We start from the raw sequence: 26,288 nt of genomic DNA, 5'->3' as shown, positions 1-26,288 counted from the left end.
GTTTTCGCACCCCATGTTTTCAAAATCGTTCTCTCTATCATAACAGAATAGTTTTCCATCGGGGAAGGTGTAGTTTTTCCCTGATTTTCAAAAAAGTATATCCTGCTTTTCAGCAGATGAAAGGATTTTTTTATGAAACGACGACTTCTTGGTCTTCTTCTTTTGATTGCCGGCATCCTGCTCATTCTTTGGCCGATGTATACCAATCATCAAAAACAACAGGCCGCTGACGAACTAAAACAGCAATGGACACAAAATTTAAAGGCGGTCGATGCCAAGGAAACGAAGAAACCGGTCGCAACAAACGGTAGCGGCTTACTGACGATTCCATCACTTGATTTTGAACAGGTCATCTTAGAAGGTGCTTCGACGACCATTCTTGATCAAAGCATCGGTCATCTGAAAGGAACCGGCGCGCCCGGTAAAGGGAATTACGCCTTAGCGGGACACCGCAGTTTCACGAAAGGACTGCATTTCAACCGTCTGCCCGAGTTGAAAACGGGTGCACATGTCATCGTGACGACAAAAAGTCATCGGTATACCTATCAAATGAAGACCTCACAACTTGTCAAACCAACGGATTTGTCCGTCTTAAATCAAGACGTCAAACAAGCAACCCTTACACTGATTACGTGTGATCCGCCGGAAACGGCAACCAATCGTTTGATTAAACAAGGGATTTTAATCAAAACCGAATCGTTGTAATTCTCCGTACACTTCAATACGAAACAGGGAAGGCGCATGATGCATGCCACCTTCCCTGTTTTTATTTAAATCATCTGTTTGACGGATTTTCTGTTACCCTTCGTATTTCGCCAACTCTTCAAGCAATTGTGTTTCATTCCAAATCTCGATTCCGAGCGACTCGGCTTTCGTTAATTTCGAACCGGCTTTTTCTCCGGCTACCAAAATGTCCGTTTTCTTACTGACGCTGCCGGTCACGTCCGCACCAAGCAACTCGAGCCGTTTCCCGGCTTCTGAACGCTTCAGTGATTCGAGCGTTCCGGTCAACACAATCGTTTTACCGGCGAGCGGTGCATTCGATTGATCGACCCGTTGTCCTAGAAACTGTTGGTTCAGTCCGAGTTCTGCTAAGTCCTTGATCAAGGCTTGCGCTTCCGGATGTTCAAAATACTTCGTCACAGAATCGGCAATCTTACTGCCGATTCCATCAATCGCTAAAATATCTTCATATTCCGCCTGTGCGATGCCGTCGAGTGAATCAAACCGCTCTGCCAGCAGGTACGCCGCTTTTTGACCGACCAATCGAATCCCGAGACCAAACATCAACCGTTCCAAAGAATTTTGCTTCGACGCTTCAATCGCAGTCAGAAGATTATCGACCGACGTTTCACCCATCCGTTCATACGTCAACAATTCATCCCGGTCGAGGCGGTACAAATCGGCGAGCGTCCGGATGGCTTCATGTTCATACAATTGACGCACGACTTTTTCGCCGAGACCGTCGATATTCATCGCTTGACGCGAGACGAAGTGAATGATGCCTTCGACAAGCTGGGCCGGACACTCCGGACTGACACACCGAATATCCGCTTCGCCTTCCAATCGAACAAGTTCCGACTCGCAGGCCGGACAATGAGCCGGAAATTCGATCGGTTGTTCGTTCCCTGTCCGTTCTGAAACGACAACGCTGACGACTGCCGGTATGACGTCTCCGGCTTTTTTGATGATGACTTGATCGTGCAGTCGAATATCTTTTTCCGTGATGAAGTCCGCGTTGTGCAATGTTGCATAACTGACGGTTGATCCGGCGACGACGACCGGCGCAAACCGGGCGCGCGGCGTGACTTTCCCTGTCCGTCCGACACTGAAATCAACTTCTTCGACTGTCGTCATGACTTCTTCTGCGGCAAATTTATACGCCGTCGCAAAGCGGGGACTTTTCGCCGTGAAGCCAAGTTCTTCCTGATCGTCATACCGGTCAACTTTCAGGACGATACCGTCGATTTCATACGGTAAATTAGAACGTTCCATCGTCCAGTGGGCAATGTAGGCTAAAATCTCTTCGACCGTCTCACACGTCTGCATCTCCTTGTTCGTCGGTAACCCGAGCTCAGCCAGCTGAAGCATCGCTTCGCTGTGCGAACGGGCACTCAGTGTATTGACACCGACACCGTAGACGAATAAGGACAGATTGCGGGATGCCGTAATCGACGAGTCGAGCTGGCGTAAGCTCCCTGCTGCTGCATTACGCGGATTGGCGAACAAGGCTTCCTCACGTGCTGCCCGGTCCGCATTCAAGCGTTCAAATGATTGTTTCGGCATATAGGCTTCCCCTCGGACTTCGACCGTCTCATTTCGACGTAACCGAAGGGGTAAGGCTTTGATTGTCCGCAGGTTTTGTGTAATATTCTCGCCGACCGTTCCGTCGCCCCGCGTCGCACCGCGGACAAGTTGTCCGTCTTCGTACTTCAAGGAAATCGCAAGTCCGTCAAACTTCAACTCTGCCACATACGTCGTCGACCGGCCGAGTGAGCGTTCGATGCGGGCGACCCACTCCCGGATTTCTGTTTCGTCAAAGACATTGCCGAGCGATAGCATCGGTAAATCATGAGTCACCTTCTCGAAGGCATCGAGCGGCGCAGCACCGACGCGTTGCGTCGGTGAATCTGGCGTGATCAGTTCCGGATGTGCCGTTTCAAGTTCCGTCAGTTCCCGTAACAATTGATCATAGGTGCTGTCCGGAACAGTCGGTTGATCCTGGACGTAATATTCGTAACTGTATTGGTTCAACTTTTGGCGTAATTCCTCGATTCGTGCCTGTTCTATCATCTTGACGCCTCCACTCATACCTTTTTGATTGGTGCGAATTTCGCAAGCAACCGTTTGACACCGACTTCCGGGAAGGCGATATCGATTTCTAAGCTGTCCCCTGCTCCGCGTGTCTGAACGACGGTTCCGCGTCCCCATTTTCCGTGTTCCGCTTTGTCACCGACGTTCCAGCCGAGTGATTCTGCGCCTGATGTCTTCATCGCTGTCGGTTTCGTGACCGATCGGCCGATGACGGCTTTTCCTTGCGGTACCGGTCGATCTTCCCATGGCAATGGCTTCGGTTTTTTACCGGTCCGTTCCAATACTTCCTCCGGTAATTCGGCAAGGAAACGGGATTCGAGATTGGCATTCGTCCGGCCATACAGTGAACGCATCCGCGCGTGGGACAAGTACAATCGTTTTTCAGCCCGCGTAATTCCGACATAGGCGAGACGACGTTCTTCTTCCATTTCGTCTTCATCCTGCAGGGAGCGGCTGTGCGGGAACAATCCTTCTTCCATCCCGATCAGGAAGACGATCGGGAACTCGAGTCCTTTTGCGGAGTGTAACGTCATCAAGGTGACCTGTTCCCCCGGATCACTCTCATCCAGTGAATCGACATCGGCGACCAGCGTCAAATCCGTTAAGAACGCGATGATCGTTTGGTCTTCCGGATCGGCTTTTTCGGTCTCTTTTTCAAAGTTTTGTGCGACTGTGATGAACTCGTTGATGTTCTCGAGACGACTTTGTGCTTCGAGTGTTTTGTCTTCTTTTAAGACTTGGCGGTATCCGGTTTTCTCAAGGGCTTCTTCCACCAGTTCGGACAGGCTGATGAATTCCTGCATTTGCTGTAAGCCAAGAATCATTGTCCGGAAATCCGTCAGTTTCGCTGCCGTTTTCGGGGCAATGCTCGACAATTCGATGTCGCGGATCGCTTCCATCAAGGACACGCCTTGCAGGTCGGCAAAATCACGCAGTTTATCAATCGTCGTCGCTCCGATACCGCGTTTCGGTTCATTGACAATCCGGGCAAATGATAAGTCTTCGTTCGGATTTGAAATCAGGCGCAGGTACGCCAGGACATCCTTGATTTCTTTACGGTCATAGAACTTCGTGCCGCCGATCATCTTGTACGGGACATTGGATTTCAGCAACGTTTCCTCAATCGCCCGCGATTGGGCATTCGTCCGGTACAGAATTGCGACATCGTTTAGTTTCATGCCGTAACGCAATGCATTCCGGATTTCCTGGACGATATAAAACGCTTCTTCCCGCTCATTTTCCGCTGTATGGACAATCAGTTTTTCGCCTTCTGCGTTTTCCGTCCACAGTTTCTTATCTTTCCGGGTACTGTTGTTTTGAATGACATGGTTCGCTGCATCCAAAATTCGTTTCGACGAACGGTAGTTTTGTTCGAGCAGGATGACTTTCGCTGTCGGATAATCTTCCTCAAACGACAGGATGTTTGCGATATCGGCTCCGCGCCAGCGGTAAATCGACTGATCCGAGTCCCCGACGACACATAGGTTCTGGTGGGCTGCTGCCAGGAGATTGACGAGATCATACTGGGCTTTGTTCGTATCTTGATACTCATCGACATGGATGTATTGGAACTTTCGTTGATAAAACGACAGGACGTCCGGATTTTGTTTAAATAGTTCTGTCGTCTTCCCGATCAAGTCATCAAAATCAAGGGCGTTGTTGCGACGCAGGACCGCTTCGTATCCTTTATAAATCTCAGCAACCGTTTTTTCATACGGATTCGTGACGATGGACGCGTAGAACTCGGCACTGCGCAGTTCATTTTTTTGACTCGAGATAATCGACAGCATCGACCGGGGATCCCACTTCTTCGGATCGAGGTTTTGTTCTTTTAAGACGAGCTTCAGTGCTGACTGTTGATCGCTCGAATCAAGAATCGTGAAGTTTCGGTTATAGCCGATTTTTTCGATGTCACGCCGTAACATCCGGACACACATCGAGTGGAAGGTCGAGACCCAGATGTCATTCGCGACACCGCCGACCAACCGTGAAATCCGGTCACGCATCTCACGTGCCGCTTTATTCGTAAACGTAATCGCCAGGATATTCCACGGAGCGACCTGTTTTGCTGCCATCAAATAGGCAACGCGGTGTGTCAGGACACGGGTTTTCCCGGAGCCTGCTCCCGCCATGATCAAGAGCGGTCCATCGGTGTGTTTGACTGCCTTTGCTTGTTCCGGGTTCAATCCGCTGACAAGCTGTTCACTTAAATTAAACATCTAAATAGCCTCATTTCTATATTCCGAACTTTTGTTCTTATATTTTATCGTGTTGCTGCGACAGTCGCAAGTGCCGCTTCTAAATTGTCATAGATGATGTTGCCGACGATGATCGTATCGGCATGTGTCAACATCTCCTGTGCCCGTTCGATGGAATCAATACCACCGCCGTAGAACAGACGGCCTTGCTTCAAGACCCGTTTGACGGAGGCGACGAGTGACGGATCACCATACATACCGCTGTACTCGAGATAAATGATCGGCATCCGAAAGACACTGTCCGCCAGTTGCGCGTAAGCGACCACTTGATCATCATTAAGAGGTTTTGCTTGTGTGACACGGGCGACCTTGGCGTCAGCGTTCAGGACGATATACCCTTCCCCGACCAGATCTTGATGCGCGAGCATATGTCCGACTTCTTCCAGCGCTTCGACTTGCTTGTCAATCACGTGCTCAAGCGTTCCGCTGTTGAGGACACTCGGCGTCAAATATGCATCAAATCCCATCGTCGCGGCCTCAAGCTCCGATACTTCCAGTGCCACAGCGACCGGATACCGCCGCAAGCGCATCAGTAAATCCAGTGTCGCATCGAGGGTGATATCATCGGTCCCTCCGACGATGATGGCATCCGTTCCCGAAGTCGCAATCGCTTGAAGAGCAGCCTCTTCAATCTCTTTTGCCGGATCGAGTTTAAAGACATGACGCCATTCGTTATAGGGTAACAACATGTTCGTTCCATCCTCTCTTCTCATTCTCTGTACCCAGTATAAAACAAAATCCCATCTCGCGCAGAGCGGGATGGGAGAAGCCATTCAAGTCCGGACCTGGCGTTTCGTTAACAACGCGGCAAGCCCCAGTGCAAAAAAGGCATAAAGGACGGCAAACGCCCACGGTTCTGCCAGGAAAAAACCCAGGACCGGGATATCCAGTAACGGGGAATCCGGCGAACAGAGCGCCCGTCCGTTGACGAGTGCTAAAAACGGTAAAGCCGGCACCATAAAGATATAACCAAAGTTGATCCAAAATGTCCGATTCACGTCACAACCTCCTTAACCGATGATGACTGATTCTTTCGGATAATTGTAATTCCGTTTTGGTTGATTCGCCTTCAGCAACAGGACAAACGAAATAACACCAATCCGTCCGATGAACATCAGGACGGATAAGGTCCATTTGCCGACATCGGATAACTCATTTGTAATTCCAAGCGACAATCCGGTAGTTCCGAACGCGGAACAGGCTTCAAAAAACAGCACGAGGAACGGGGCATCTTCAAAGATCAGCAGGACAATCAGTCCAATCATCGTTACACCGGTCGAAACGACGATGACGACAAAGGCTTTCCAAATGTCCGACTGTCCGATCTCGCGTCCAAAAATCTTGATGCCGTATTCGCCGCGAATAAAGGCGATGACACTGAGGACGGCGACGGCAAATGTCGTCGTCCGAATCCCTCCCCCAACGGAGGACGGCGACGCTCCGATGAACATCAGAATTGACAAGACAAAAATCGAGGCTTGCGAGAACGACGTAATATCGACCGTCGTCAGTCCGCCGTTTCGGGTCGTCACCGATTGGAACAAGGCATCGACCATTTTTTCATTGACCGGCAATCCTTTAAACGATTGATTCCACTCAAACAGCAGCAGACTGACCGTTCCGAATAAAACCAGGATGAAGAACGTCGATGCGGTTAATTTCGTGAATAATGAAAAGTGATACGGTTGACGGGTCGCTTGACGGGTCGCCCGGTACGAGATGTACCGACGGACTTCAACGAGGACCGGGAAACCGATCGCACCAAGCGTCAGCAGTAAAATCTGCATAAAGACGACAAATAAATCTCCCCGAAACGGAAGGAGGGATTCTCCGGTAATGTCGAACCCGGCATTGGTCGTCGCGCTGACCGAACCAAACAATCCTTGCAGCATCGCTTCGCCGAGCGTCGGAAAATATTTCGTATAATACAAACCTAAAATAAGAGCACCGATGATTTCAATTGACAGGATGATGATGATGACTTCCCGAATGTATTTGACGACCCCTTGCATCGTCGTCTGGTTCTGGTCACGGACAACCAGTTGCCGCTCCCGAAAGCCAATCCGTTTGCCGAGGATGACCCACATCGCGATATGCAGGGACATCAATCCGATCCCGCTGACCTGTACGAGAATCATGATCATGAAGTAACCGAACGTCGTGAACGTGTCCGAGACGGAGACTGTCGTCAATCCGGTCACGCTGACACAACTGACGGCCATGAAGACAAGATCCGTGAAATCCCAGTCGTAATTGCCCTGTGTCGACCAGGGTAACCCCAGTAAAATGACGCCGATGATGACGGCTACAAAATAAATAATGACGAGTGACTGGATCGGCGTCAGTTTTCGAATGAAATGTTGCAGTTTTTGTTGATACGCTAAGTCCATCAGGCTTCGTCCTCCTTCACAGAAATAGCGGATAACCGGTTAGTTATCCGCTACTTCCTCTTCTACGAGACCTAATCGTGCGAGTGCTAAGTCATAGCCACCGGAACCGTAATTCAGACAACGTTTCACACGCGAAATCGTTGCTGTCGAAGCACCTGTCGCCTTTTCGATTTTATGATACGTGTTACCTTCGCGTAACTGACGGGCGACTTCAAGACGTTGTGCCAATGCCTGGATCTCATTGACCGTCGCTAAGTCTTCAAACAGCGTATAACAATCTTCTAATGAATCCATCTTCATGATGGCTGTAAATAATTGATCGAGTTCTTTTCCACGCAATTTATCGAGTTGCATCGTCTAACTCCCTTTCCCATGTGTTGCTCTTTAACAGTTTAAAGTGCGACGTTTTAAATTTCAAGCGTCAGCGTAAAATTGCCGGGAAAAGTACTTTTTTCCGTAACACTTCATAGATGCCTTGCGGCGTAATCCGGACATACGGCAAATGGGTCGACGCGAGGAACAAGAGCGTATAAATCGGGTCTTCATACTGATAGCCGCGTGCGAATAACGCTTCCCGCAGTGCCGTCTCCTGCACAATCAAATCTTCCAGCGGTAAATCGGATGTCTGCCCCATTAAGGTCAACGGAACTTCTGCGATTACTTCCCCGTCATCGACAAGGACGACACCACCGCCGAATGATTTCATCCGGTCAAAGGCAATCTGCATGTCCCGTTTCGATTTTCCGATCAACAGGATATCGCCGCTGATCGAATACGAACTGACGAGCCCGCCGACGTGTGTCGCAAAGTTTTTCAAGACCGTATTCAGACGCCATTTGCCCTCCCGGTCAATCAGCATCAAGAAGGACTCATCGCATCCGGCAGGCAAGACTTGCATGCTTGTATCGTGTTCGACCTGATACAGCTTCATGATAACCGAATTGACCATCTCAAGACCAACCGGCATGCTGAAGGAAAAATCCTGTTCGGTTAACTCAATCCCGACTTGCGAAGCCGGCATCAAATCCATCGCCCGGTCCAGCGCTTCGACCGGATAACACGGAATATCATTTCTCCGGACCCAGGTGCCGCGGGCTACGACATCGACCGGTGTCGGCTTATCTTTCGCTTCAAGGATGTTTAAATGCGCAATTCGTCCGGGTGCGATACTGCCGAGCAGATGATCGAGATTAAAGTGACGCGCTGCATTATACGACGCAATCCGGTAAGCTTCTTCCGGAGCAATCCCTGCAGCAAGCATCAATCGGATCGTCTCATCCATCAATCCGGCTTTATAAAAGGAAGGTGTCGATCCGTCCGTCGTCACCAGCACTTTTTCATAATTTTGCAGTCCGGCTTCGACGAGACCGGCAAAGATATCCGGTAGATCCGGGCGAATCGAGGAGTAGCGGATGGTCGTCGTATAACCGAGTTCGAGGCGGGTCAAGGCTTCTTCGACCGTCATCGCTTCATGATCACTCGTCACGCCGAACAATGCCATTTTCGTCAAGGTCTTGGCGGAAGCACCGGGAAAATGTCCTTCAATCGGCTTGCCGAGTTTCATCGCATCCTGCATCCATTGCAACAGCTCGTCGTCGCCTTGCGACAGTCGCGGCCAGCCCGTTAATTCACCGGCTTGGATGACTTGTGGATGTTTCAGCCACGCTTGAATCCGTCGGTTATCAATCGTGATGCTGTCGGCATCCAGTTCTGTTTGAGCATCCAGTCGCGCCCACCAGTACATCGATGTTGGAAGGTCTGCCAGTGCGTCGACCTGCGCAAACGCTTGCTCCGTCGGCTCTAATAAAAGCAGCATATTATCGTTGACGAGTGTCGTCGTTCCGCGCTCTGCCGCAAATTTTGCAAGTGTCGCCGGATTATACAATTGGAACGGATGGGCATGCGGTTCGATGTAACCCGGGACGATGAATTTTCCCGTCGCATCGTAGACTTCATCCGCCGTTTCCGGCATGTCCGGTCCGACGTAGATAATCCGGTCGCCGCTGATCCAAATGTTGGCTGTCCGCCATGTTTTGAGTCCTTGATTTAAGTACGTCGCATTTTCAATCACGAGTGTAGGTGCAAGCTTTCCGTTGATGACCGCTTGATGCGTGCGGACTTCTGTTTTCGTCCATGGGGACCGCCCACAATTTTTTTTCATGAAAGCTCGACCTCCTTTATATTTGAAAACGCTTTCTTATAGTTCTTATACTAAAATGTTACCGGAAAAGTTTCAAGCTTATTCGTCGTCAATTCGAGTCATTTCGCCAAAATAACACAAAACTGCCATGGAAGACAAGTCATGTTCTGCCGTACCCGTCAAAAAAGCCGGCCCTCTCACACTGATGTGAGCAGAACCGGCTTATGGAAAGTAAGAAATTATGTCGTGCGAAATGCTTTTTTGGCGATATCCGTCCGGTAAAAGAAGCCGGTCCGGTCAAATGAATCAAGTCCGCTGTAAACGCTCGCTACGGCCTGCTTCATGTCTTTTGCCTTCGCCACACAGACGAGGACACGTCCTCCGGCCGAAAGAATCACATCATCATCCCCTGCGGCCGTGCCCGCGTGGAAGACAAGGAGATTTGACCCGATTGTATCTGCTGGGACAGGCTGACCCGTAACCGGTTGTTCCGGATAACCGTTCGCCGCGATGACGACACCAACGACCGCTTCATCCGACCAGGCGACTTCCGGAATGTCACCCTGCATCAATGGCATGATGACGTCAAGCAGCTCCGTTTCAAGCCGCGGCAAAATTACTTCTGTTTCCGGATCACCGAAACGGGCGTTGAACTCAATGACGGATGGTCCGCGACTTGTTAACATCAGACCCGCGTATAAGAAGCCGGTAAACGGAATCCCTTCGCTTGCCATCTGCTCGACAAGCGGACGGAGGACACGTTGCATCGCTTCTTCCGTCACGGCCTGTTCGTCAAATTGCGGCAAGGGACTGTACGCCCCCATTCCGCCTGTATTCGGGCCGGAGTCCCCGTCAAAAGCCCGTTTATGATCTTGCGACAGGACCATCGGAATGACGGTTTCTTCATGTACGAAAGCCATCAGCGAACATTCTTCACCGACGAGACATTCTTCAATCACGACACTGCTCTGCTGACCGAAATCGCCGCCAAAAATTTCGTCAATCGCTTGAACAGCCTGTTCAATCGTCGTCGCAACCGTGACACCTTTCCCTGCTGCCAGTCCGTCCGCTTTGACGACGATCGGTGCACCCTGCCGACGGATGTAAGCAGTCGCTTCAGCCGCTGATGTAAAGACGGCATGGTCCGCCGTCGGGATACCGGCCCGGTCCATCAAAGCTTTCGCAAATTGTTTACTGCCTTCAATCGCTGCTGCTTCGCGGGACGGTCCGAAAATCTTTAGGCCGGCTGCTTGAAACGCATTGACGATTCCGAGCACAAGCGGTCCTTCTGGTCCGACAATTGTCCAGTCGATCTGCTCTTCCCGTGCGAACTGAACCAATTCTTCAATCGCGTCTTCCCGGATCGGCACACAGACCGCTTCCGTCATCCCGACGTTGCCGGGTGCTGCATACACTGTCTCGATCCGGACATCCTGTGCCAATTTCCATACGAGCGCATGCTCGCGTCCACCTTTACCGACTACTAATACTTTCATTCGGCTCGCCTCCGCTTAGTGTTTAAAATGACGCACGTTCGTAAAGATCATCGTAATGCCATGTTTGTTGCAGGCATCAATCGATTCCTGGTCACGGATCGAACCGCCCGGTTGAATGATTGCTGTAATGCCTGCCGCAGCAGCTGCCTCAACCGTATCGCCCATCGGGAAGAACGCATCCGATCCCATTGCGGCACCGACTGCTTTAGCACCGGCTTGGGTAATCGCGATATTGGCTGACCCGACACGGTTCATCTGCCCGGCACCGACGCCGACCGTCACTTCATCTTTCGCGATGACGATTGCATTCGATTTAACGTGTTTAACGGCACGCCAAGCGAGTTTTAAGTCTTCCCATTCACCTGCCGTCGGTTTCCGGTCTGTCACGACACGTGCTGACGCGTCATCGAGCGTCTCGTCGTCACTGTCTTGAACGAGCATCCCGCCGGCAACTGCCGTATACCGGATCGCTTGAACCCGTTTGACGTCCAGTTCCAGTAACCGGAGATTTTTCTTCGCTGCAAGCAACGTAAACGCTTCTTCCGTAAAGGATGGAGCGATGATGATTTCGAGGAAGATCCCACTGAGTTGTTCTGCTGTCGCAAGATCGACTTCCCGGTTCAAGGCGACGATTCCGCCGAAAATCGAGACCGGATCCGCGGCATGGGCACGACGGAACGCTTCATCAATCGTCGGTCCGACCGCGACGCCGCACGGATTCATGTGTTTGACGACGACCGCTGCCGCTTCACGGAACTCATCGAGAATCTCAAGTGCCGCATTGGCATCCTGGATGTTGTTGTAAGACAATTCTTTGCCGTGGAGCTGCTTCGCGGACGCGAGTGAAGCCCCGCGGTAGATCGGTGTTTTGTAAAAGGCCGCTTCCTGGTGCGGGTTTTCTCCGTACCGTAAGTCCTGCACTTTTTCGAGCGTAATCGTCAATTGATCGGGGAACTTTTCACCCGTCTGCGTCAGGAAGTAATCGGCAATCAACGCATCATACGCCGCTGTGTGACGGAATGCTTTGGCTGCCAGCTTTTGACGGGTTTCGAATGTCGTTCCACCAAGATGAATTTCCTGAATGACCGCCTGATAATCTGCCGGATCGACGACAACCGTCACGGCGGCATGATTTTTGGCAGCCGAACGGATCATGCTCGGTCCACCGATATCGATGTTCTCGATCGCATCGGCATACGAGACATCTTCATTCATGACCGTTTCTTTAAACGGATAGAGGTTGACGACCACAAAATCAATCGGTTTGATCTGTTGTTCCGCCATCTGTTCGCGATGACTTTCAAGGTCTCGGCGTCCGAGCAGTCCACCGTGAACCATCGGATGGAGGGTCTTGACCCGACCGTCGAGCATTTCCGGGAATTGTGTGACTTCACTGATGCCAATGACCGGAAGTCCTGCTGCTTCAAGGGCTTGATGTGTCCCGCCTGTCGAAATCAATTCGATCCCTGCTTCATGCATCGCTTGTCCCAGTTCGACGATACCTGTTTTGTCTGATACGCTGATTAACGCTCTCATACGTTTGCCTCCTCTTTCATCCACTCTTCGATGACTTGCGGGTACAATCCGTGCTCCACCTGCTGAATCGCCTGTTGGAGCGTTTCCCGTGTCATATCCTCTGTGATCCGAACCGCTTCTTGTGCGATGATCGGTCCTGTATCCATACCTTCATCGACTATATGAATTGTAACACCTGTGATTTTGACTCCGCCACGAAATGCTTGACCGATCGCATCTTTTCCCGGAAACGCCGGGAGCAGTGACGGATGGATGTTGACGATTCGTCCGGCATAATGCGACAGCAGGACATCTCCAATCAACCGCATGTATCCGGCTAAGATGATCCGCTCCACATTTCTCCGTTGTAACTCAGAAACGATTTCCCGCTCGAACGTTGGTTTATCCGGATACTCCTTGGCTGTAAACACAAACACATCACAATTACGTGCGCGTGCCCGTTCAATCACTTTCGCTTGTTTTTGATCACAGACGACGAGTTCAATCGTAGCGTGCAGACGTCCTTCTTCAATCGCTTCGAACAATGCTTCGACATTACTGCCACTTCCCGAGGCAAAACAGGCGATTTTCATTGATCGACTCCATGGATGCGGACGCCCGGCTCACCCGTGACTGTCCCGATTGTGTAGACCGTCTCATTTTCACGGGCAAGACGTGCCGTAACGGCATCGACATCTTCCGGTTTGACGATCATCATGTAGCCGATTCCCATGTTGAAGACGTTGTACATATCGTGACGCGGCACGTTTCCGGCTTGTTCGAGCCAATCGAAGACCGGTAACGTCGGCCATTTTTTCGGGTCAAACGTCGCACCGCATCCTTCAGGAAGAACACGCGGCACGTTTTCGTAAAAACCGCCGCCCGTAATATGGACCATCGCCTGAATTTTTTCTGTCTCAAGGGCCGCTTTGACCGCTTCGACGTAAATCCGGGTCGGCATCAGTAATGTATTGCCGATCGTACTGCCGAACATCATCAGCTCATCTTCATACCGCAGACCGCTTTCAGCGACGATTTTTCGAACGAGTGAGAAGCCGTTCGAATGGACACCGGATGAAGCGAGACCGAGAATGACATCTCCCGGTTGAACGTGTTCTCCTGTGATCAATTTTTGTTTTTCGACGGCACCGACGGCAAAGCCGGCAATATCATACTCACCGTCTGCATACATCCCCGGCATCTCGGCCGTTTCCCCGCCGATCAGGGTACAACCGGATTGGACACAGCCTTCCGCAACACCGGCGACAATCCGCTCGATTTTTGCCGGAATAGCTTTCCCGAGGGCGATGTAATCGAGGAAATAAAGAGGTTCTGCGCCTTGGACAATGATGTCATTGACACACATCGCGACACAATCAATCCCGATCGTATCGTGCTGGTCGAGGGCGAAAGCAAGCTTCAGCTTGGTGCCGACGCCATCCGTCCCGCTGACGAGAACCGGTTCTTTCAGATTCAATTGGCTGAGGTCGAACATTGCACCGAAACTGCCGAGTCCCGTCATGACTTCTTTGCGCATCGAGCGGGCCACGTGTTTTTTCATTCGAGAAACGGATTCGTATCCTGCCGTCAGGCTGACACCTGCTGCTTCGTATTGTTTACTCATGCTTTGTTCCCCCATCTGTTCAAAGTTTAGCTTCTAATTCCAACGTACCGATCGGCGTTGGATATTCGCCTGTGAAACAAGCCGTACATTGGCCTTTTAACGGTCCTTCAAATGGTCGGTCGATCGCATTGACCATTCCGTTGACTGTCAGGAACTCGAGCGAATCGGCTCCGATTTCCCGGCAAATCTCGTCGGGTGTCAACCGGGCGGAAATCAATTCATCTTTGGAAGATGTATCGATGCCGTAATAACACGGATTGGTGATCGGCGGTGCCGTGATCCGGACATGAACTTCCGTTGCCCCGGCTTCCCGTAACAGTCCGACGATGCGACGGCTCGTCGTTCCGCGAACGATGGAATCATCAACCATGATGACCCGTTTACCGTTAACGACTCCCCGCAGCGCCGATAGTTTCATTTTGACACCGCGTTCGCGCAATTCTTGCGACGGTTGAATGAACGTCCGACCGACATAACGGTTTTTGATCAAACCCATTTCATACGGAATGCCGCTCGCTTCCGCGTACCCGATGGCTGCCGAAATACTCGAGTCCGGCACACCGGTGACGACGTCTGCTTCGACCGGTGCTTCTTCGAACATCTTTTTGCCAAGTGCTTTTCGTGCCGTGTGGACGTTGACCCCATCAATCATCGAATCGGGACGGGAAAAGTAAATGTATTCCATCGAACACATCGCCCGCTCATGTGGTTCCATATACTGACGTGATGACATGCCGGACGTTGTGATCGTTACGAGCTCCCCAGGCTCGATATCGCGAATGAACTCGGCACCGACAATATCAAAGGCACACGTTTCAGATGAAAAGACGATGCCGCCGTCCGGTGTTTTACCGAGCGACAATGGACGCAGACCGTGTGGATCAACGGCAACGTACAACGTATCTTCCGTTAAGAACAGGAAAGCGAACGCTCCGACGAGTCGCGCCAGACTATCGGCAATCCGGTCTTCAAGCGTCGGTAACTTACTCCGTTTGACGAGATGCGCGACGACTTCCGTATCACTCGTCGTTTGGAAAATGGCGCCTTCCGCTTCAAGTAAATGTTTTAACGAATCAGCATTGACGAGGTTTCCGTTGTGCGCAAGCGCCAAGTCGCCCGTCCGTGATTTAAAATGGAGCGGTTGTGTATTTTCGAGCGTATTTCCCCCGGCTGTCGAATAGCGGACATGTCCGATGGCGTGGTGCCCGGATAAAGAATCCAGTGTTTCCTGTGAAAAAACTTCCGTGACGAGTCCTTGTCCGCGGTGCGGCAGAAGCAGTTTCCCGTCGCTTGCGACGATTCCTGCCCCTTCCTGTCCCCGGTGTTGTAAGCTGTGAAGACCATAATACGCAAGTTGCGAGGCTTCCGGTTGTCCGAAAATCCCGAACACCCCACACTCTTCATTTAATCCTTTGATGTCATATAACACGCGATCGCCCCTTCCCAGTCGGCTTGCAGTGTTGAACGTGTTGCTTCGATGAGTGTATCGTTAGTCTTAATTTGCAAAGCATCTTGATCGGTAACGTATCCTAATTTATACGCTCCTGTCTGCTTGACGAAGGCTGCTTCCTGTTCCGACTTCACCGTCACGACGAAACGTGATTGCGATTCACTGAACAGGTGCAGGGCTGGTCCGTCAAATATCACGTCAAGACCAAGCGTCGTCCCGAATGTCATCTCGGCTAAGGCAACGGCGAGACCACCTTCTGCCACGTCATGGATCGCCGTGACAAGTCCCGCTTGAACCGCCGCTTGCAAGGCGAGTAACCGTTCTTGTTCGACGGCTAAGTCAATGTGCGGTGCTTTGCCGAATGATTTTTCGAATTGCAGGTATTGCAGTTCACTGCCGCCGAATTCCGCTGTCGTCTCTCCGAGTAGGTAGACAGCGTCGCCTGCTTGCTTGACGTGTTGTGTCGTAATCCACTCCGTTTGTTCGTGGAGACCGACCATCCCGACGACCGGCGTCGGATGAACTGCTTTTCCGGCAGATTCGTTGTATAAGGAAACATTCCCGCCGATGACCGGCGTCTCGAGCACACGACACGCTTCGGCCATTCCGGCCGTCGCTTGCTGTAGTTGCCAGAAGCCTTCCGGTTTATCCGGATTCCCGAAGTTCAGGCAGTCGGTAATCGCCAGTGGTGTCGCACCACTCGCAACGATGTTGCGGGCTGCTTCGGCGACGGCAATCTGTCCGCCGACAAACGGATCGAGGTAAACGAACCGGCTGTTGCAGTCGGTTGTCATCGCGAGTGCTTTGTTCGTTCCGCGAACCCGGATGACGGCTGCATCAGACCCCGGTGCGACGACCGTTGACGTCTGAACCATATGATCGTATTGATCGTAGACCCAACGTTTTGAAGCAATCGTCGGCTGTTTGAGCAAGGCCCGCCATGTTTCAACAGCATCTTCGACGACCGGTAACGTTTCATCCATTGCTTGGAACTCTTCATAATAAGCCGGGACACGGGATGGTTTGTTATAAACCGGTGCTTCTTCCGCGAGTGCATCGACCGGTACTTCAGCGACAATCTTACCGTGGTGAACGAGACGAAGCACTTTCTCGTCGATAACTTCTCCGACATGCACCGCATGGAGTCCCCATTTGCTGACGATGGCTTCGATCTCTGCTTCGCGTCCGCGTTCGACGACGAGCAACATCCGTTCCTGTGATTCCGATAACATCATTTCATAAGCTGTCATCCCGGTTTCGCGCTGAGGAACGTCATCAAGATGCATCTCGATGCCCATACCGGCTTTCGAAGCCATCTCGGCTGACGAGGACGTCAGTCCGGCGGCGCCCATATCCTGCATCCCGACAAGTGCCGGATGACCGACGATTTCAAGACAGGCTTCAATCAACAACTTCTCCATGAACGGATCTCCTACCTGAACGGCCGGACGTTTCGCTTCGGTATCTTCCCCAAGATCTTCTGAAGCAAAAGTCGCTCCGTGAATGCCGTCACGACCGGTTGCTGCACCGACGTACATGACCGAGTTACCGGCGCCTTTTGCGAGACCCTTTTGAATGTCTTCGTGGTTGATCAAGCCGATACACATCGCATTAACGAGCGGGTTGCCTTCATACGAATGATCAAATCCGACTTCTCCTCCGATGGTCGGAATCCCGACACAGTTCCCGTACCCGGCGATTCCAGCGACCACCTGTTCAAACAGTTGATTGACACGCGGCGTCCCGAGATGACCGAACCGAAGTGAATTCATCAACGCGACTGGACGGGCTCCCATCGAGAAGATATCACGAATGATGCCACCGACACCGGTTGCTGCACCTTGATACGGTTCAACGGCTGACGGATGATTGTGGCTCTCGATTTTAAAGACAACGGCTTGATTGTCACCAATGTCGACGACACCTGCTCCTTCACCGGGACCTTGCAGGACGCGTGGACCTGTCGTCGGAAACTGGCGTAAGACTGGCTTCGACGTTTTATATGAACAGTGTTCCGACCACATGACGGAAAACAAGCCGATTTCCGTATAGTTCGGTTGGCGTCCGAGTAAGTTGACGACCATCTCGTATTCTGCGTCACTAAGTCCCATTGTTGCGTAGATCCGTTGTTCCTGAATTTGCTCCATCGTTGGTTCAGACTGTTGTTTTAACATGGTGTGCCCCCTGTTTGACGAGTGAAGTGAATAACTTAAGTCCATCCGTTCCGCCGGTCAGCAGCTCGACTGCCCGTTCTGGGTGCGGCATCATGCCGAGGACGTTCCCGGCTTTGTTCGTGATGCCGGCGATGTCGCCGCGTGATCCGTTCGGGTTATTCGTATACGTAAAGGCAATTTGACGGTTCGTCTGTAGCATCGCGTATGTGGCGTCATCACAGTAGTAGTTGCCTTCTCCGTGTGCGATGGGAATCGTTATCGTTTCCTGCGCAGCATAGTCTGATGTAAAGCGTGTCTCGTTGTTTTCGACTTTCAGTTCAACCGTGCGGCACATGAACTTCAGTCCCGTGTTGCGGTGTAAGACACCCGGGAGAAGTCCGGCTTCAACAAGAATCTGGAACCCGTTGCAGACGCCGAGAACCGTTTTGCCTTCTGCCGAAAAGCGTTTTACCTCTTCCATGATCGGTGAGAATTGAGCAATCGCTCCACACCGGAGATAGTCCCCGTAAGAAAAGCCGCCCGGCAACAAGACGCCGTCATATCCTTCGAGAGACGTTTCCGTATGGAAGACGTATTCCGCTTCTTCACCAAGCGCATCTTTCACAGCATGATACATATCTAGATCACAGTTAGATCCGGGAAAAACGATAACGGCAAACTTCATGCGGTCGTCACCTCTTCTACATCAAAACGATAATCCTCCATCACAGTATTAACGAGCAGCTTCTGACACATCTCATGAATCATCGCGTCTGTCGTTTCATCCGCAACGAGCAACTCGATCCGTTTACCGATCCGCACTTCTTCGACACCCCCAAAACCAAGCTGAACAAGACCGCCTTTAACCGCAACACCTTGTGGATCTAAAATACTTTCCCGTAATGCGACCGCTACTGTAACCTTTTTCATTGTCCGTTTCCCCCTAGGCGATTGAATAGTGTTTGGTACGTGTCGATGAGTGATCCGATATTACGGCGAAAGACATCTTTATCGAGATGTTCGCCTGTTTCCTTATCCCATAACCGGCATGTATCCGGTGAGATCTCGTCTGCGAGTAAAATCTTGCCAGCCGGTGTTTTACCGTATTCGAGTTTAAAATCAATCAATGTGATTCCTTTTTCATCAAAGTAAGGACGTAAGACATCGTTGACACGGTTGGCTTCCTGTTCAAGCAAGGAAAGCTCCTCCGTAGTCGCAATCTTCAGTAAATTGATGTGTGCCGGTGTGACAAGCGGATCGCCTAAGCTGTCATCTTTATAATAAAACTCGACGATCGGTGTTTCGAGAACCGTTCCTTCTTCGATGCCCAGCCGTTTACTCAGGCTGCCGGCGACGACGTTTCGAACGACGACTTCCAGTGGAATGATCGTGACACGACGTACGAGCTGTTCGCGCTCCGATGTCCGTTCAATGAAGTGTGTCGGAATTCCTGCCGCTGCGAGGACCTCAAAAAAGTGGCTCGTTAAGCGGTTGTTCAGTTCTCCCTTACCGGCAAACTCTGCCTTCTTCTCTCCATTAAATGCCGTAGCTTCGTCTTTGTAGACGATGCGGAGCACATCCTGATCCTGCGTCGTGTATAATCGTTTTGCTTTTCCTTCATAAAGTGGTTGCATCGATTTCGTCCCCCATGATCCTAAGATGTAGACGGGAGTCAGACTCCCGTCTCAGGTTGATTAGTTCAAGCCACACCGTCCAAAGATTTCATCGACCCGGCTCGTATGATACGTCGGATCAAAACAAGCATCGAGTTCTTCTTCTGTAAAGAGTTCTTGAATATCCGCTTCCTGCCATAAGACATCGCGGAACATGATTTGTTCTTCCCATGCTTGCATCGCCCGCGGTTGGACGAAGTCGTACGCCGCTTCACGTGACCAACCTTTTTCAATCAAGGCGAGTAAGACGTGACCGGAGAAGATGACACCAAACGTCCGGTCCATGTTGCGTTTCATATTTTCCGGGAAGACCGTCAGATTTTTAATGATGTTACCGAACCGGTTCAGCATGTAGTTGAGTAATCCCGTCGCATCCGGCAAAATGATCCGTTCCGCAGACGAGTGGGAGATATCGCGTTCATGCCACAGCGATACGTTTTCGTACGCTGTCACCATATGCCCGCGGATGACCCGGGCAAGACCGGTCATGTTCTCCGAACCGATCGGATTCCGTTTATGCGGCATCGCCGATGATCCTTTTTGACCTTTAGCGAAGAATTCTTCGACTTCACGGGTCTCCGTTTTTTGCAGACCACGAATTTCCGTCGCCATCTTTTCAATCGATGTCGCGATTAAGGCAATCGTCGACATGTAATGGGCATGACGATCACGTTGCAGGGTTTGCGTCGAGACCGGTGCCGGTTTCGTACCAAGCTTCTCACAGACATATTTTTCGATGAACGGGTCGATGTTGGCAAACGTTCCGACCGCTCCCGACATCTTGCCGTATTCGACTGTTTCCCGTGCTGCCTCGAACCGGACTTTATTGCGTTTCATTTCTTCGTACCAAAGGGCCAGCTTCAGACCAAACGTCGTCGGCTCGGCGTGTACGCCGTGTGTACGTCCCATCATGACCGTATATTTATGTTCGTTGGCTTTGACTTTTAAAATCTCGATGAAACGATCGAGATCGGCCGCCAAGATATCATTGGCTTGTTTCAACAGATACGATAACGCCGTATCAACGACGTCCGTTGACGTCAGTCCGTAATGAACCCATTTGCGTTCTTCGCCAAGTGTCTCCGATACGGCACGTGTGAAGGCGATGACGTCGTGTCGTGTCTCCTGTTCAATCTCATTGATGCGGTTGACATCAAAGGAAGCTTTTTTCCAGAGCAACTGGACATCTTCTTTTGGAATCACGCCAAGCTCACTCCAGGCTTCACATGCTAAAATCTCAACTTTCAACCAGGCTTCGAATTTGTTCTGTTCTGTCCAGATCGCTTTCATTTCAGGACGTGTATAGCGTTCGATCATCTAACCGTCTCCTTCCATATCTGCAGGCGCTCAACTTCGGCTAACGCTTCTTCGACCGAATCAGCCAAGATGTTCAGATGCCCCATCTTCCGCCCCTGTTTTGCGTCCTGTTTTCCGTATAAATGGACTTTCGTCCGCGAGGATAACATCGGTAATGCCTCGTCTAATGCCGTGATATGCTGACCTAGGATGTTCGCCATGACGACCGGTGTCGTCAAGCGGGTGTCGCCAAGCGGCAGTCCGCAGATAGCGCGGATGTGCTGCTCGAACTGTGACGTCTCGCACGCATCAATCGAATAATGACCCGAGTTGTGCGGGCGCGGCGCCAGTTCGTTGACGATCAGTTCGGAGCCGACGACGAACAGTTCGATTGCCAGTGTGCCAATCAAATCGACATCGTTTGCGAGACGTGTCGCCAGTTCAATCGCTTTTTGTTCCAAGTCGATTGGGATGCGGGCGGGAACGATTGACAGATGCAGAATGTTGTCTTGATGGATATTTTCACTGACCGGGAAGACCTTCGTTTCCCGCTCGCTTCGCGTGACGATGACGGAAATCTCCTGATCAAACGGTAACCATTTTTCAGCAACATATTCGGTTGCTTCAAAGGTCTTCATCGCTGTTTGTAAATCCAGCTCTGTCCGAATGACCGTCTGGCCTTTCCCGTCGTAACCAAAGCGGGCTGTTTTCAAGACGAATGGGAGACCTAACTGCCGTTTGGCTCCAAGGAGATCTTCACTTGTCTGAACTCCCTGATACGGTGCCACCTTGTAACCAAGCTGTTCAATCAGTTCTTTCTCCCGAATCCGGTGTTGGGTCCGAAACAAAAGCTCTGTCCCGTGAATCAGTTTATAACCGATTGCTTCCGCTACTTCGTGTGAGATATTCTCAAACTCATAGGTCACGACGTCTGATTCAGCAGCAAGTCGCTTTGCGGCCTCGACATCCGTGAACGGTGCTTGAATCTGTTGATCCACTACTTGCGCACACGGTGCGTTTTCAGTTGGATCAAGTGTGATGAGCGAATAGCCCATTTGGCGTGCAGATAAAGCCATCATCCGACCTAATTGACCTCCACCTAAGATACCAACCCGTTTCATGTCAGATGCACCTCGGAAGCGATGACGTCTCCTTCCAGTTCGACACGCATATGATCAAGAGCTCGGGCAATCCGTTCGTCAACCGTTCCAAGAATCTGAGCAGCAAGTAAACCCGCATTTTTGGCTCCGGCGTCACCGATTGCAACTGTCGCGACTGGAACACCACCGGGCATTTGGACAATGGAGAGTAAGGAATCGATGCCTTGAAGTGCTTTGCTTTGAATTGGGACACCGATTACCGGTAATGTCGTCTTCGCAGCAACCATTCCCGGAAGATGAGCGGCTCCGCCTGCCCCGGCAATGATGACCTTGAGCCCTCGTTCCCGGGCTGACTCGGCATATCGAAACATTAAGTCAGGTGTCCGGTGTGCCGATACAACTTTCTTTTCATAACCAATGTCCAATTGATCCAGTACATCACACGTTTTCTGCATGGTCACCCAATCCGATTGGCTGCCCATGATGACTCCGATTTCTACCTTACTCATCTGCGTCTCCTCCTCTTTTTGCATAAAAAAAGCCCAAACCACGTCTAAAAGGGTGGCTTAGGGTATAAAAAGGTACGCCAAAGAATTATCGACGAACATCCATATACCCCATAGTCCAACGATTTAGGGTCGTCGGGTAGAAACTTGCAAGCCATATCCCTGCTATTATACGAGGTGTTATATTCAATCTTCCTATCACGCCTTCATCTTAACAAGACTTCGGTCCGTTCGTCAACCAAAGGCGAACAATTTAATTATCTGAAAATTCATCGTTCGGTTTTATGGATAAATTGTTGAATTCATTTCGTTCAGCATTCGGAAATTTGAAAAGTATTCAACACGGACGACAAGAAAACCACAAAAAAATACGACCCTTTCTTTTACGAAAGAGTCGTGTGTTTGAGAAGAGACCTCGATTCAGACATTCTCAGCTTCGAGCTTCGGTTTGCAGTCAAAAATGATTTGCTGACGGATGGGATACGGTTCATCATTCGCATCCAGTCCAAAAATCGGTTCTTCCCGTCGGACGGTCGGACGATAACCCATGGCATCGATCCGATCCAGACAATCACTGATCGTTTCATTTTCTTCTACGGCAACGCGCATTTTTTGTTTTTTTGCCATGAGTATCACATTCCTTCCTTATTATATGTGTGAAAAAACCAAAAAAAGTCCATAAAAAAGCGGCGGCCCTTGAGCGTATGCTCCAGAACCACCGTTTGCCTGGCAACGTCCTATCCTCACAGGGGGAAGCCCCCAACTACTTTCGGCGTTCAAGTGCTTAACTTCCGTGTTCGGCATGGGAACGGGTGTGACCACTTGGCTATCGTCACCAGACGACGGGCTCGCGCCCTCAAAACTGAAGTCATCAACAAGATCATCTGCTAGAACAAGGCCTCGACCGATTAGTATCACTCAGCTCCGCATGTCGCCATGCTTCCACCCGTGACCTATCTACCTCATCGTCTCTGAGGGGTCTTTCTTGATTACTCAAAGGGAAATCTCATCTTGGAGGGGGCTTCATGCTTAGATGCTTTCAGCATTTATCCCGTCCGCACGTAGCTACCCAGCGATGCTCCTGGCGGAACAACTGGTACACCAGCGGTGCGTCCATCCCGGTCCTCTCGTACTAAGGACAGCTCTCCTCAAATTTCCTGCGCCCACGACGGATAGGGACCGAACTGTCTCACGACGTTCTGAACCCAGCTCGCGTACCGCTTTAATGGGCGAACAGCCCAACCCTTGGGACCTACTCCAGCCCCAGGATGCGATGAGCCGACATCGAGGTGCCAAACCTCCCCGTCGATGTGGACTCTTGGGGGAGATCAGCCTGTTATCCCCAGGGTAGCTTTTATCCGTTGAGCGATGGCCCTTCCATGCGGAACCACCGGATCACTAAGCCCGACTTTCGTCCCTGCTCGACTTGTAGGTCTCGCAGTCAAGCTCCCTTCTGCCTTTGCGCTCTACGAATGATTTCCAACCATTCTGAGGGAACCTTTGGGCGCCTCCGTTACTGTTTAGGAGGCGACCGCCCCAGTCAAACTACCCGCCTGACACGGTCCTCCAGCCGGATGACGGCTGCGAGTTAGAGACTCTATGCATGAAGGGCGGTATCCCAAGGGTGACTCCTCCGAAGCTGGCGCTCCGGTCTCGACGTCTCCCGCCTATCCTGTACATCATGCACAAAGCCTCAATATCAGGCTGTAGTAAAGCTCCATGGGGTCTTTCCGTCCTGTCGCGGGTAACCTGCATCTTCACAGGTACTATGATTTCACCGGGTCTCTCGTTGAGACAGTGCCCAAATCGTTACGCCTTTCGTGCGGGTCGGAACTTACCCGACAAGGAATTTCGCTACCTTAGGACCGTTATAGTTACGGCCGCCGTTTACTGGGGCTTCGGTTCAAAGCTTCGCTTGCGCTAACCCATCCCCTTAACCTTCCAGCACCGGGCAGGCGTCAGCCCCTATACGTCATCTTGCGATTTAGCAGAGACCTGTGTTTTTGCTAAACAGTCGTTTGGGCCTATTCACTGCGGCTCTACTCATGTAGAGCGTCCCTTCTCCCGAAGTTACGGGACCATTTTGCCGAGTTCCTTAACGAGAGTTATCCCGCGCGTCTTAGAATTCTCATCCCGCCTACCTGTGTCGGTTTACGGTACTGGCACCTTCCACCTCACTAGAGGCTTTTCTTGGCAGTGTGAAATCGTGACCTTCGTCCCTACGGGACTCCGCATCGTTCCTCGACTTTGGTGCCTGACGGATTTGCCAATCAGACGGTCTCGAAACTTACACATGCACTTCCATCCGCATGCGTCACTATCCTCCTGCGTCCCCCCATTGTTCAAACGGTGGATCGGTGGTACAGGAATATCAACCTGTTATCCATCGCCTACGCCTTTCGGCCTCGGCTTAGGTCCAGACTAACCCTGAGCGGACGAGCCTTCCTCAGGAAACCTTGGGCTTTCGACGGAGGGGATTCTCACCCCTCTTTTCGCTACTCACACCGGCATTCTCACTTCCAAACGCTCCACTGCTCCTTACGGTACAGCTTCACAGCGGTTTGGAACGCTCCCCTACCATTCCTTACGGAATCCGCAGCTTCGGTGGTATGTTTAGCCCCGTTACATTTTCGGCGCGGCGCCACTCGACTAGTGAGCTATTACGCACTCTTTGAATGGTGGCTGCTTCTAAGCCAACATCCTAGCTGTCTAGGCAGCGCCACATCCTTTTCCACTTAACATACACTTTGGGACCTTAGCTGGCGGTCTGGGCTGTTTCCCTCTTGACTACGGATCTTATCACTCGCAGTCTGACTCCCGAGTATAAGTTGCCGGCATTCGGAGTTTAACTGAATTCGGTAACCCTGTGGGGGCCCCTAGTCCAATCAGTGCTCTACCTCCGGAACTCTCAACCTCGAGGCTAGCCCTAAAGCTATTTCGGGGAGAACCAGCTATCTCCAGGTTCGATTGGCATTTCACCGCTACCCACACCTCATCCCCGCACTTTTCAACGTGCGTGGGTTCGGACCTCCAGTCAGTGTTACCTGACCTTCATCCTGGACATGGGTAGATCACCTGGTTTCGGGTCTACGACAACGCACTATGGCGCCCTATTCAGACTCGCTTTCGCTACGGCTCCGCCTCATCAGCTTAACCTCGCGCGCTATCGTAACTCGCCGGTTCATTCTACAAAAGGCACGCCATCACCCATTAACGGGCTCTGACTACTTGTAGGCATACGGTTTCAGGATCTATTTCACTCCCCTTCCGGGGTGCTTTTCACCTTTCCCTCACGGTACTGGTTCACTATCGGTCACTAGGGAGTATTTAGCCTTGGGAGATGGTCCTCCCGGATTCCGACGGGGTTTCACGTGTCCCGCCGTACTCAGGATCCACTCTGGAGGGAAAACAGTTTCAGCTACAGGGCTGTCACCTTCTTCGGCCGACCTTTCCAGGTCGTTCACCTACTGTCTTCCTTTTTGACTCCGTATAGAGTGTCCTACAACCCCGGAGAGCATGCTCTCCGGTTTGGGCTGTTCCCGTTTCGCTCGCCGCTACTCAGGGAATCGCATTTGCTTTCTCTTCCTCCGGGTACTTAGATGTTTCAGTTCCCCGGGTCTGCCTCACGCTACACTATGTATTCATGTAACATGTCCCATCCCATTACGGATGGTGGGTTCCCCCATTCGGAAATCCTCGGATCAAAGCATACTTACTGCTCCCCGAAGCATATCGCTGTTCGTCGCGTCCTTCATCGGCTCCTAGTGCCAAGGCATCCACCGTACGCCCTTCATACCTTGATCTAGCATTTTGGTATTCTAAGAACACACGTCTAATGACATGGTTATAAAAATTTGATGTCTTGTTGATGTC

21 protein-coding genes, 2 rRNA genes and 1 riboswitch are annotated in these 26,288 nt (G+C 51.3%); of the genes, 1 reads left to right on the top strand and 22 read right to left on the bottom strand.

Going from position 1 to position 26,288, the window contains the following annotated elements:
* The first annotated feature begins 132 nt into the window (after positions 1 to 132).
* On the top strand, positions 133 to 705 hold the full coding sequence (locus HNY42_RS03835) for a class D sortase (RefSeq protein WP_114596947.1): 573 nt from the start codon (positions 133 to 135) through the stop codon (positions 703 to 705).
* A gap of 93 nt (positions 706 to 798) precedes the next feature.
* Here HNY42_RS03835 and ligA read toward each other — a convergent pair whose 3' ends face one another.
* From ligA to HNY42_RS03725, 22 genes are all read right to left on the bottom strand, one after another.
* Positions 799 to 2,793: an NAD-dependent DNA ligase LigA gene (gene ligA / locus HNY42_RS03830; RefSeq protein WP_131504457.1), complete on the bottom strand. Its 1,995-nt coding sequence runs from the start codon at positions 2,791 to 2,793 to the stop codon at positions 799 to 801.
* Positions 2,794 to 2,807: 14 nt separating this feature from the next.
* On the bottom strand, positions 2,808 to 5,033 hold the full coding sequence (gene pcrA, locus HNY42_RS03825; RefSeq protein WP_188005138.1) for a DNA helicase PcrA: 2,226 nt from the start codon (positions 5,031 to 5,033) through the stop codon (positions 2,808 to 2,810).
* Positions 5,034 to 5,077: 44 nt separating this feature from the next.
* Positions 5,078 to 5,761, bottom strand: a complete 684-nt coding sequence (locus HNY42_RS03820) for a heptaprenylglyceryl phosphate synthase (protein ID WP_188005137.1) — start codon at positions 5,759 to 5,761, stop codon at positions 5,078 to 5,080.
* Positions 5,762 to 5,845: 84 nt separating this feature from the next.
* Complete coding sequence (locus tag HNY42_RS03815; RefSeq protein ID WP_131504454.1) at positions 5,846 to 6,070, bottom strand: hypothetical protein; 225 nt, start codon at positions 6,068 to 6,070, stop codon at positions 5,846 to 5,848.
* Positions 6,071 to 6,082: 12 nt separating this feature from the next.
* A complete protein-coding gene (locus HNY42_RS03810; RefSeq protein ID WP_131504453.1) occupies positions 6,083 to 7,462 on the bottom strand; it encodes a TrkH family potassium uptake protein in 1,380 nt (459 codons plus the stop codon).
* A gap of 39 nt (positions 7,463 to 7,501) precedes the next feature.
* Positions 7,502 to 7,816, bottom strand: a complete 315-nt coding sequence (locus tag HNY42_RS03805) for a YerC/YecD family TrpR-related protein (RefSeq protein ID WP_012369366.1) — start codon at positions 7,814 to 7,816, stop codon at positions 7,502 to 7,504.
* A 67-nt stretch (positions 7,817 to 7,883) separates the two neighbouring features.
* Positions 7,884 to 9,623, bottom strand: a complete 1,740-nt coding sequence (locus tag HNY42_RS03800; RefSeq protein ID WP_188005136.1) for an adenine deaminase C-terminal domain-containing protein — start codon at positions 9,621 to 9,623, stop codon at positions 7,884 to 7,886.
* A 218-nt stretch (positions 9,624 to 9,841) separates the two neighbouring features.
* Positions 9,842 to 11,098, bottom strand: a complete 1,257-nt coding sequence (purD, locus tag HNY42_RS03795) for a phosphoribosylamine--glycine ligase (RefSeq protein ID WP_131973682.1) — start codon at positions 11,096 to 11,098, stop codon at positions 9,842 to 9,844.
* A 15-nt stretch (positions 11,099 to 11,113) separates the two neighbouring features.
* A complete protein-coding gene (gene purH, locus HNY42_RS03790; protein WP_131504450.1) occupies positions 11,114 to 12,634 on the bottom strand; it encodes a bifunctional phosphoribosylaminoimidazolecarboxamide formyltransferase/IMP cyclohydrolase in 1,521 nt (506 codons plus the stop codon).
* On the bottom strand, positions 12,631 to 13,206 hold the full coding sequence (gene purN, locus HNY42_RS03785; protein WP_131504449.1) for a phosphoribosylglycinamide formyltransferase: 576 nt from the start codon (positions 13,204 to 13,206) through the stop codon (positions 12,631 to 12,633). The genes purH and purN overlap by 4 nt, the downstream gene beginning before the upstream one ends.
* On the bottom strand, positions 13,203 to 14,237 hold the full coding sequence (purM, locus tag HNY42_RS03780) for a phosphoribosylformylglycinamidine cyclo-ligase (RefSeq protein ID WP_131504448.1): 1,035 nt from the start codon (positions 14,235 to 14,237) through the stop codon (positions 13,203 to 13,205). The genes purN and purM overlap by 4 nt, the downstream gene beginning before the upstream one ends.
* Before the next feature lie 19 nt (positions 14,238 to 14,256).
* Positions 14,257 to 15,666: an amidophosphoribosyltransferase gene (gene purF, locus HNY42_RS03775; RefSeq protein ID WP_188005135.1), complete on the bottom strand. Its 1,410-nt coding sequence runs from the start codon at positions 15,664 to 15,666 to the stop codon at positions 14,257 to 14,259.
* Positions 15,642 to 17,861, bottom strand: a complete 2,220-nt coding sequence (gene purL / locus HNY42_RS03770; protein WP_188005134.1) for a phosphoribosylformylglycinamidine synthase subunit PurL — start codon at positions 17,859 to 17,861, stop codon at positions 15,642 to 15,644. The genes purF and purL overlap by 25 nt, the downstream gene beginning before the upstream one ends.
* Positions 17,842 to 18,525, bottom strand: coding sequence for a phosphoribosylformylglycinamidine synthase subunit PurQ (gene purQ, locus HNY42_RS03765; protein WP_188005133.1), 684 nt, complete (start codon positions 18,523 to 18,525; stop codon positions 17,842 to 17,844). The genes purL and purQ overlap by 20 nt, the downstream gene beginning before the upstream one ends.
* Positions 18,522 to 18,770, bottom strand: coding sequence for a phosphoribosylformylglycinamidine synthase subunit PurS (purS, locus tag HNY42_RS03760; protein WP_131504445.1), 249 nt, complete (start codon positions 18,768 to 18,770; stop codon positions 18,522 to 18,524). Before purS ends, purQ begins: the two co-directional genes overlap by 4 nt.
* Positions 18,767 to 19,474, bottom strand: coding sequence for a phosphoribosylaminoimidazolesuccinocarboxamide synthase (gene purC, locus HNY42_RS03755; RefSeq protein WP_188005132.1), 708 nt, complete (start codon positions 19,472 to 19,474; stop codon positions 18,767 to 18,769). Before purC ends, purS begins: the two co-directional genes overlap by 4 nt.
* A gap of 60 nt (positions 19,475 to 19,534) precedes the next feature.
* A complete protein-coding gene (purB, locus tag HNY42_RS03750; RefSeq protein WP_188005131.1) occupies positions 19,535 to 20,830 on the bottom strand; it encodes an adenylosuccinate lyase in 1,296 nt (431 codons plus the stop codon).
* Positions 20,827 to 21,930, bottom strand: a complete 1,104-nt coding sequence (purK, locus tag HNY42_RS03745) for a 5-(carboxyamino)imidazole ribonucleotide synthase (protein WP_188005130.1) — start codon at positions 21,928 to 21,930, stop codon at positions 20,827 to 20,829. Before purK ends, purB begins: the two co-directional genes overlap by 4 nt.
* The gene (gene purE / locus HNY42_RS03740) at positions 21,927 to 22,418 is read right to left on the bottom strand and encodes a 5-(carboxyamino)imidazole ribonucleotide mutase (RefSeq protein WP_114596963.1); all 492 of its coding nucleotides are present in this window, start codon (positions 22,416 to 22,418) and stop codon (positions 21,927 to 21,929) included. The genes purK and purE overlap by 4 nt, the downstream gene beginning before the upstream one ends.
* 91 nt (positions 22,419 to 22,509) lie before the next feature.
* A riboswitch (purine riboswitch) is annotated at positions 22,510 to 22,611 on the bottom strand.
* Positions 22,612 to 22,835: 224 nt separating this feature from the next.
* On the bottom strand, positions 22,836 to 23,042 hold the full coding sequence (locus HNY42_RS03735) for an NETI motif-containing protein (protein WP_012369352.1): 207 nt from the start codon (positions 23,040 to 23,042) through the stop codon (positions 22,836 to 22,838).
* A gap of 97 nt (positions 23,043 to 23,139) precedes the next feature.
* Positions 23,140 to 23,255 (bottom strand): 5S ribosomal RNA (gene rrf / locus HNY42_RS03730).
* 48 nt (positions 23,256 to 23,303) lie between these two features.
* Positions 23,304 to 26,218: ribosomal RNA gene (locus HNY42_RS03725) — 23S ribosomal RNA — on the bottom strand.
* Positions 26,219 to 26,288: the final 70 nt, after the last annotated feature.

This window comes from Exiguobacterium sp. Helios (assembly GCF_014524545.1).
GTDB lineage: Bacteria > Bacillota > Bacilli > Exiguobacteriales > Exiguobacteriaceae > Exiguobacterium_A.
The sequence above is the reverse complement of the archived record's forward strand: the minus strand, read 5'-3'. Positions and strand labels throughout refer to the sequence as shown.

Excerpts from the sequence above, each read along its gene's own strand:
- HNY42_RS03735 (WP_012369352.1), bottom strand. The coding sequence starts at position 23,042 with ATGGCAAAAAAACAAAAAATGCGCGTTGCCGTAGAAGAAAATGAAACG.
- purQ (WP_188005133.1), bottom strand. The coding sequence starts at position 18,525 with ATGAAGTTTGCCGTTATCGTTTTTCCCGGATCTAACTGTGATCTAGAT.
- HNY42_RS03810 (WP_131504453.1), bottom strand. The coding sequence starts at position 7,462 with ATGGACTTAGCGTATCAACAAAAACTGCAACATTTCATTCGAAAACTG.
- purD (WP_131973682.1), bottom strand. The coding sequence starts at position 11,098 with ATGAAAGTATTAGTAGTCGGTAAAGGTGGACGCGAGCATGCGCTCGTA.
- HNY42_RS03800 (WP_188005136.1), bottom strand. The coding sequence starts at position 9,623 with ATGAAAAAAAATTGTGGGCGGTCCCCATGGACGAAAACAGAAGTCCGC.
- ligA (WP_131504457.1), bottom strand. The coding sequence starts at position 2,793 with ATGATAGAACAGGCACGAATCGAGGAATTACGCCAAAAGTTGAACCAA.
- HNY42_RS03835 (WP_114596947.1), top strand. The coding sequence starts at position 133 with ATGAAACGACGACTTCTTGGTCTTCTTCTTTTGATTGCCGGCATCCTG.
- purH (WP_131504450.1), bottom strand. The coding sequence starts at position 12,634 with ATGAGAGCGTTAATCAGCGTATCAGACAAAACAGGTATCGTCGAACTG.
- HNY42_RS03805 (WP_012369366.1), bottom strand. The coding sequence starts at position 7,816 with ATGCAACTCGATAAATTGCGTGGAAAAGAACTCGATCAATTATTTACA.
- purL (WP_188005134.1), bottom strand. The coding sequence starts at position 17,861 with ATGTTAAAACAACAGTCTGAACCAACGATGGAGCAAATTCAGGAACAA.
- pcrA (WP_188005138.1), bottom strand. The coding sequence starts at position 5,033 with ATGTTTAATTTAAGTGAACAGCTTGTCAGCGGATTGAACCCGGAACAA.
- purS (WP_131504445.1), bottom strand. The coding sequence starts at position 18,770 with ATGAAAAAGGTTACAGTAGCGGTCGCATTACGGGAAAGTATTTTAGAT.
- purE (WP_114596963.1), bottom strand. The coding sequence starts at position 22,418 with ATGAGTAAGGTAGAAATCGGAGTCATCATGGGCAGCCAATCGGATTGG.
- purK (WP_188005130.1), bottom strand. The coding sequence starts at position 21,930 with ATGAAACGGGTTGGTATCTTAGGTGGAGGTCAATTAGGTCGGATGATG.
- purC (WP_188005132.1), bottom strand. The coding sequence starts at position 19,474 with ATGCAACCACTTTATGAAGGAAAAGCAAAACGATTATACACGACGCAG.
- purB (WP_188005131.1), bottom strand. The coding sequence starts at position 20,830 with ATGATCGAACGCTATACACGTCCTGAAATGAAAGCGATCTGGACAGAA.
- purM (WP_131504448.1), bottom strand. The coding sequence starts at position 14,237 with ATGAGTAAACAATACGAAGCAGCAGGTGTCAGCCTGACGGCAGGATAC.
- purN (WP_131504449.1), bottom strand. The coding sequence starts at position 13,206 with ATGAAAATCGCCTGTTTTGCCTCGGGAAGTGGCAGTAATGTCGAAGCA.
- HNY42_RS03820 (WP_188005137.1), bottom strand. The coding sequence starts at position 5,761 with ATGTTGTTACCCTATAACGAATGGCGTCATGTCTTTAAACTCGATCCG.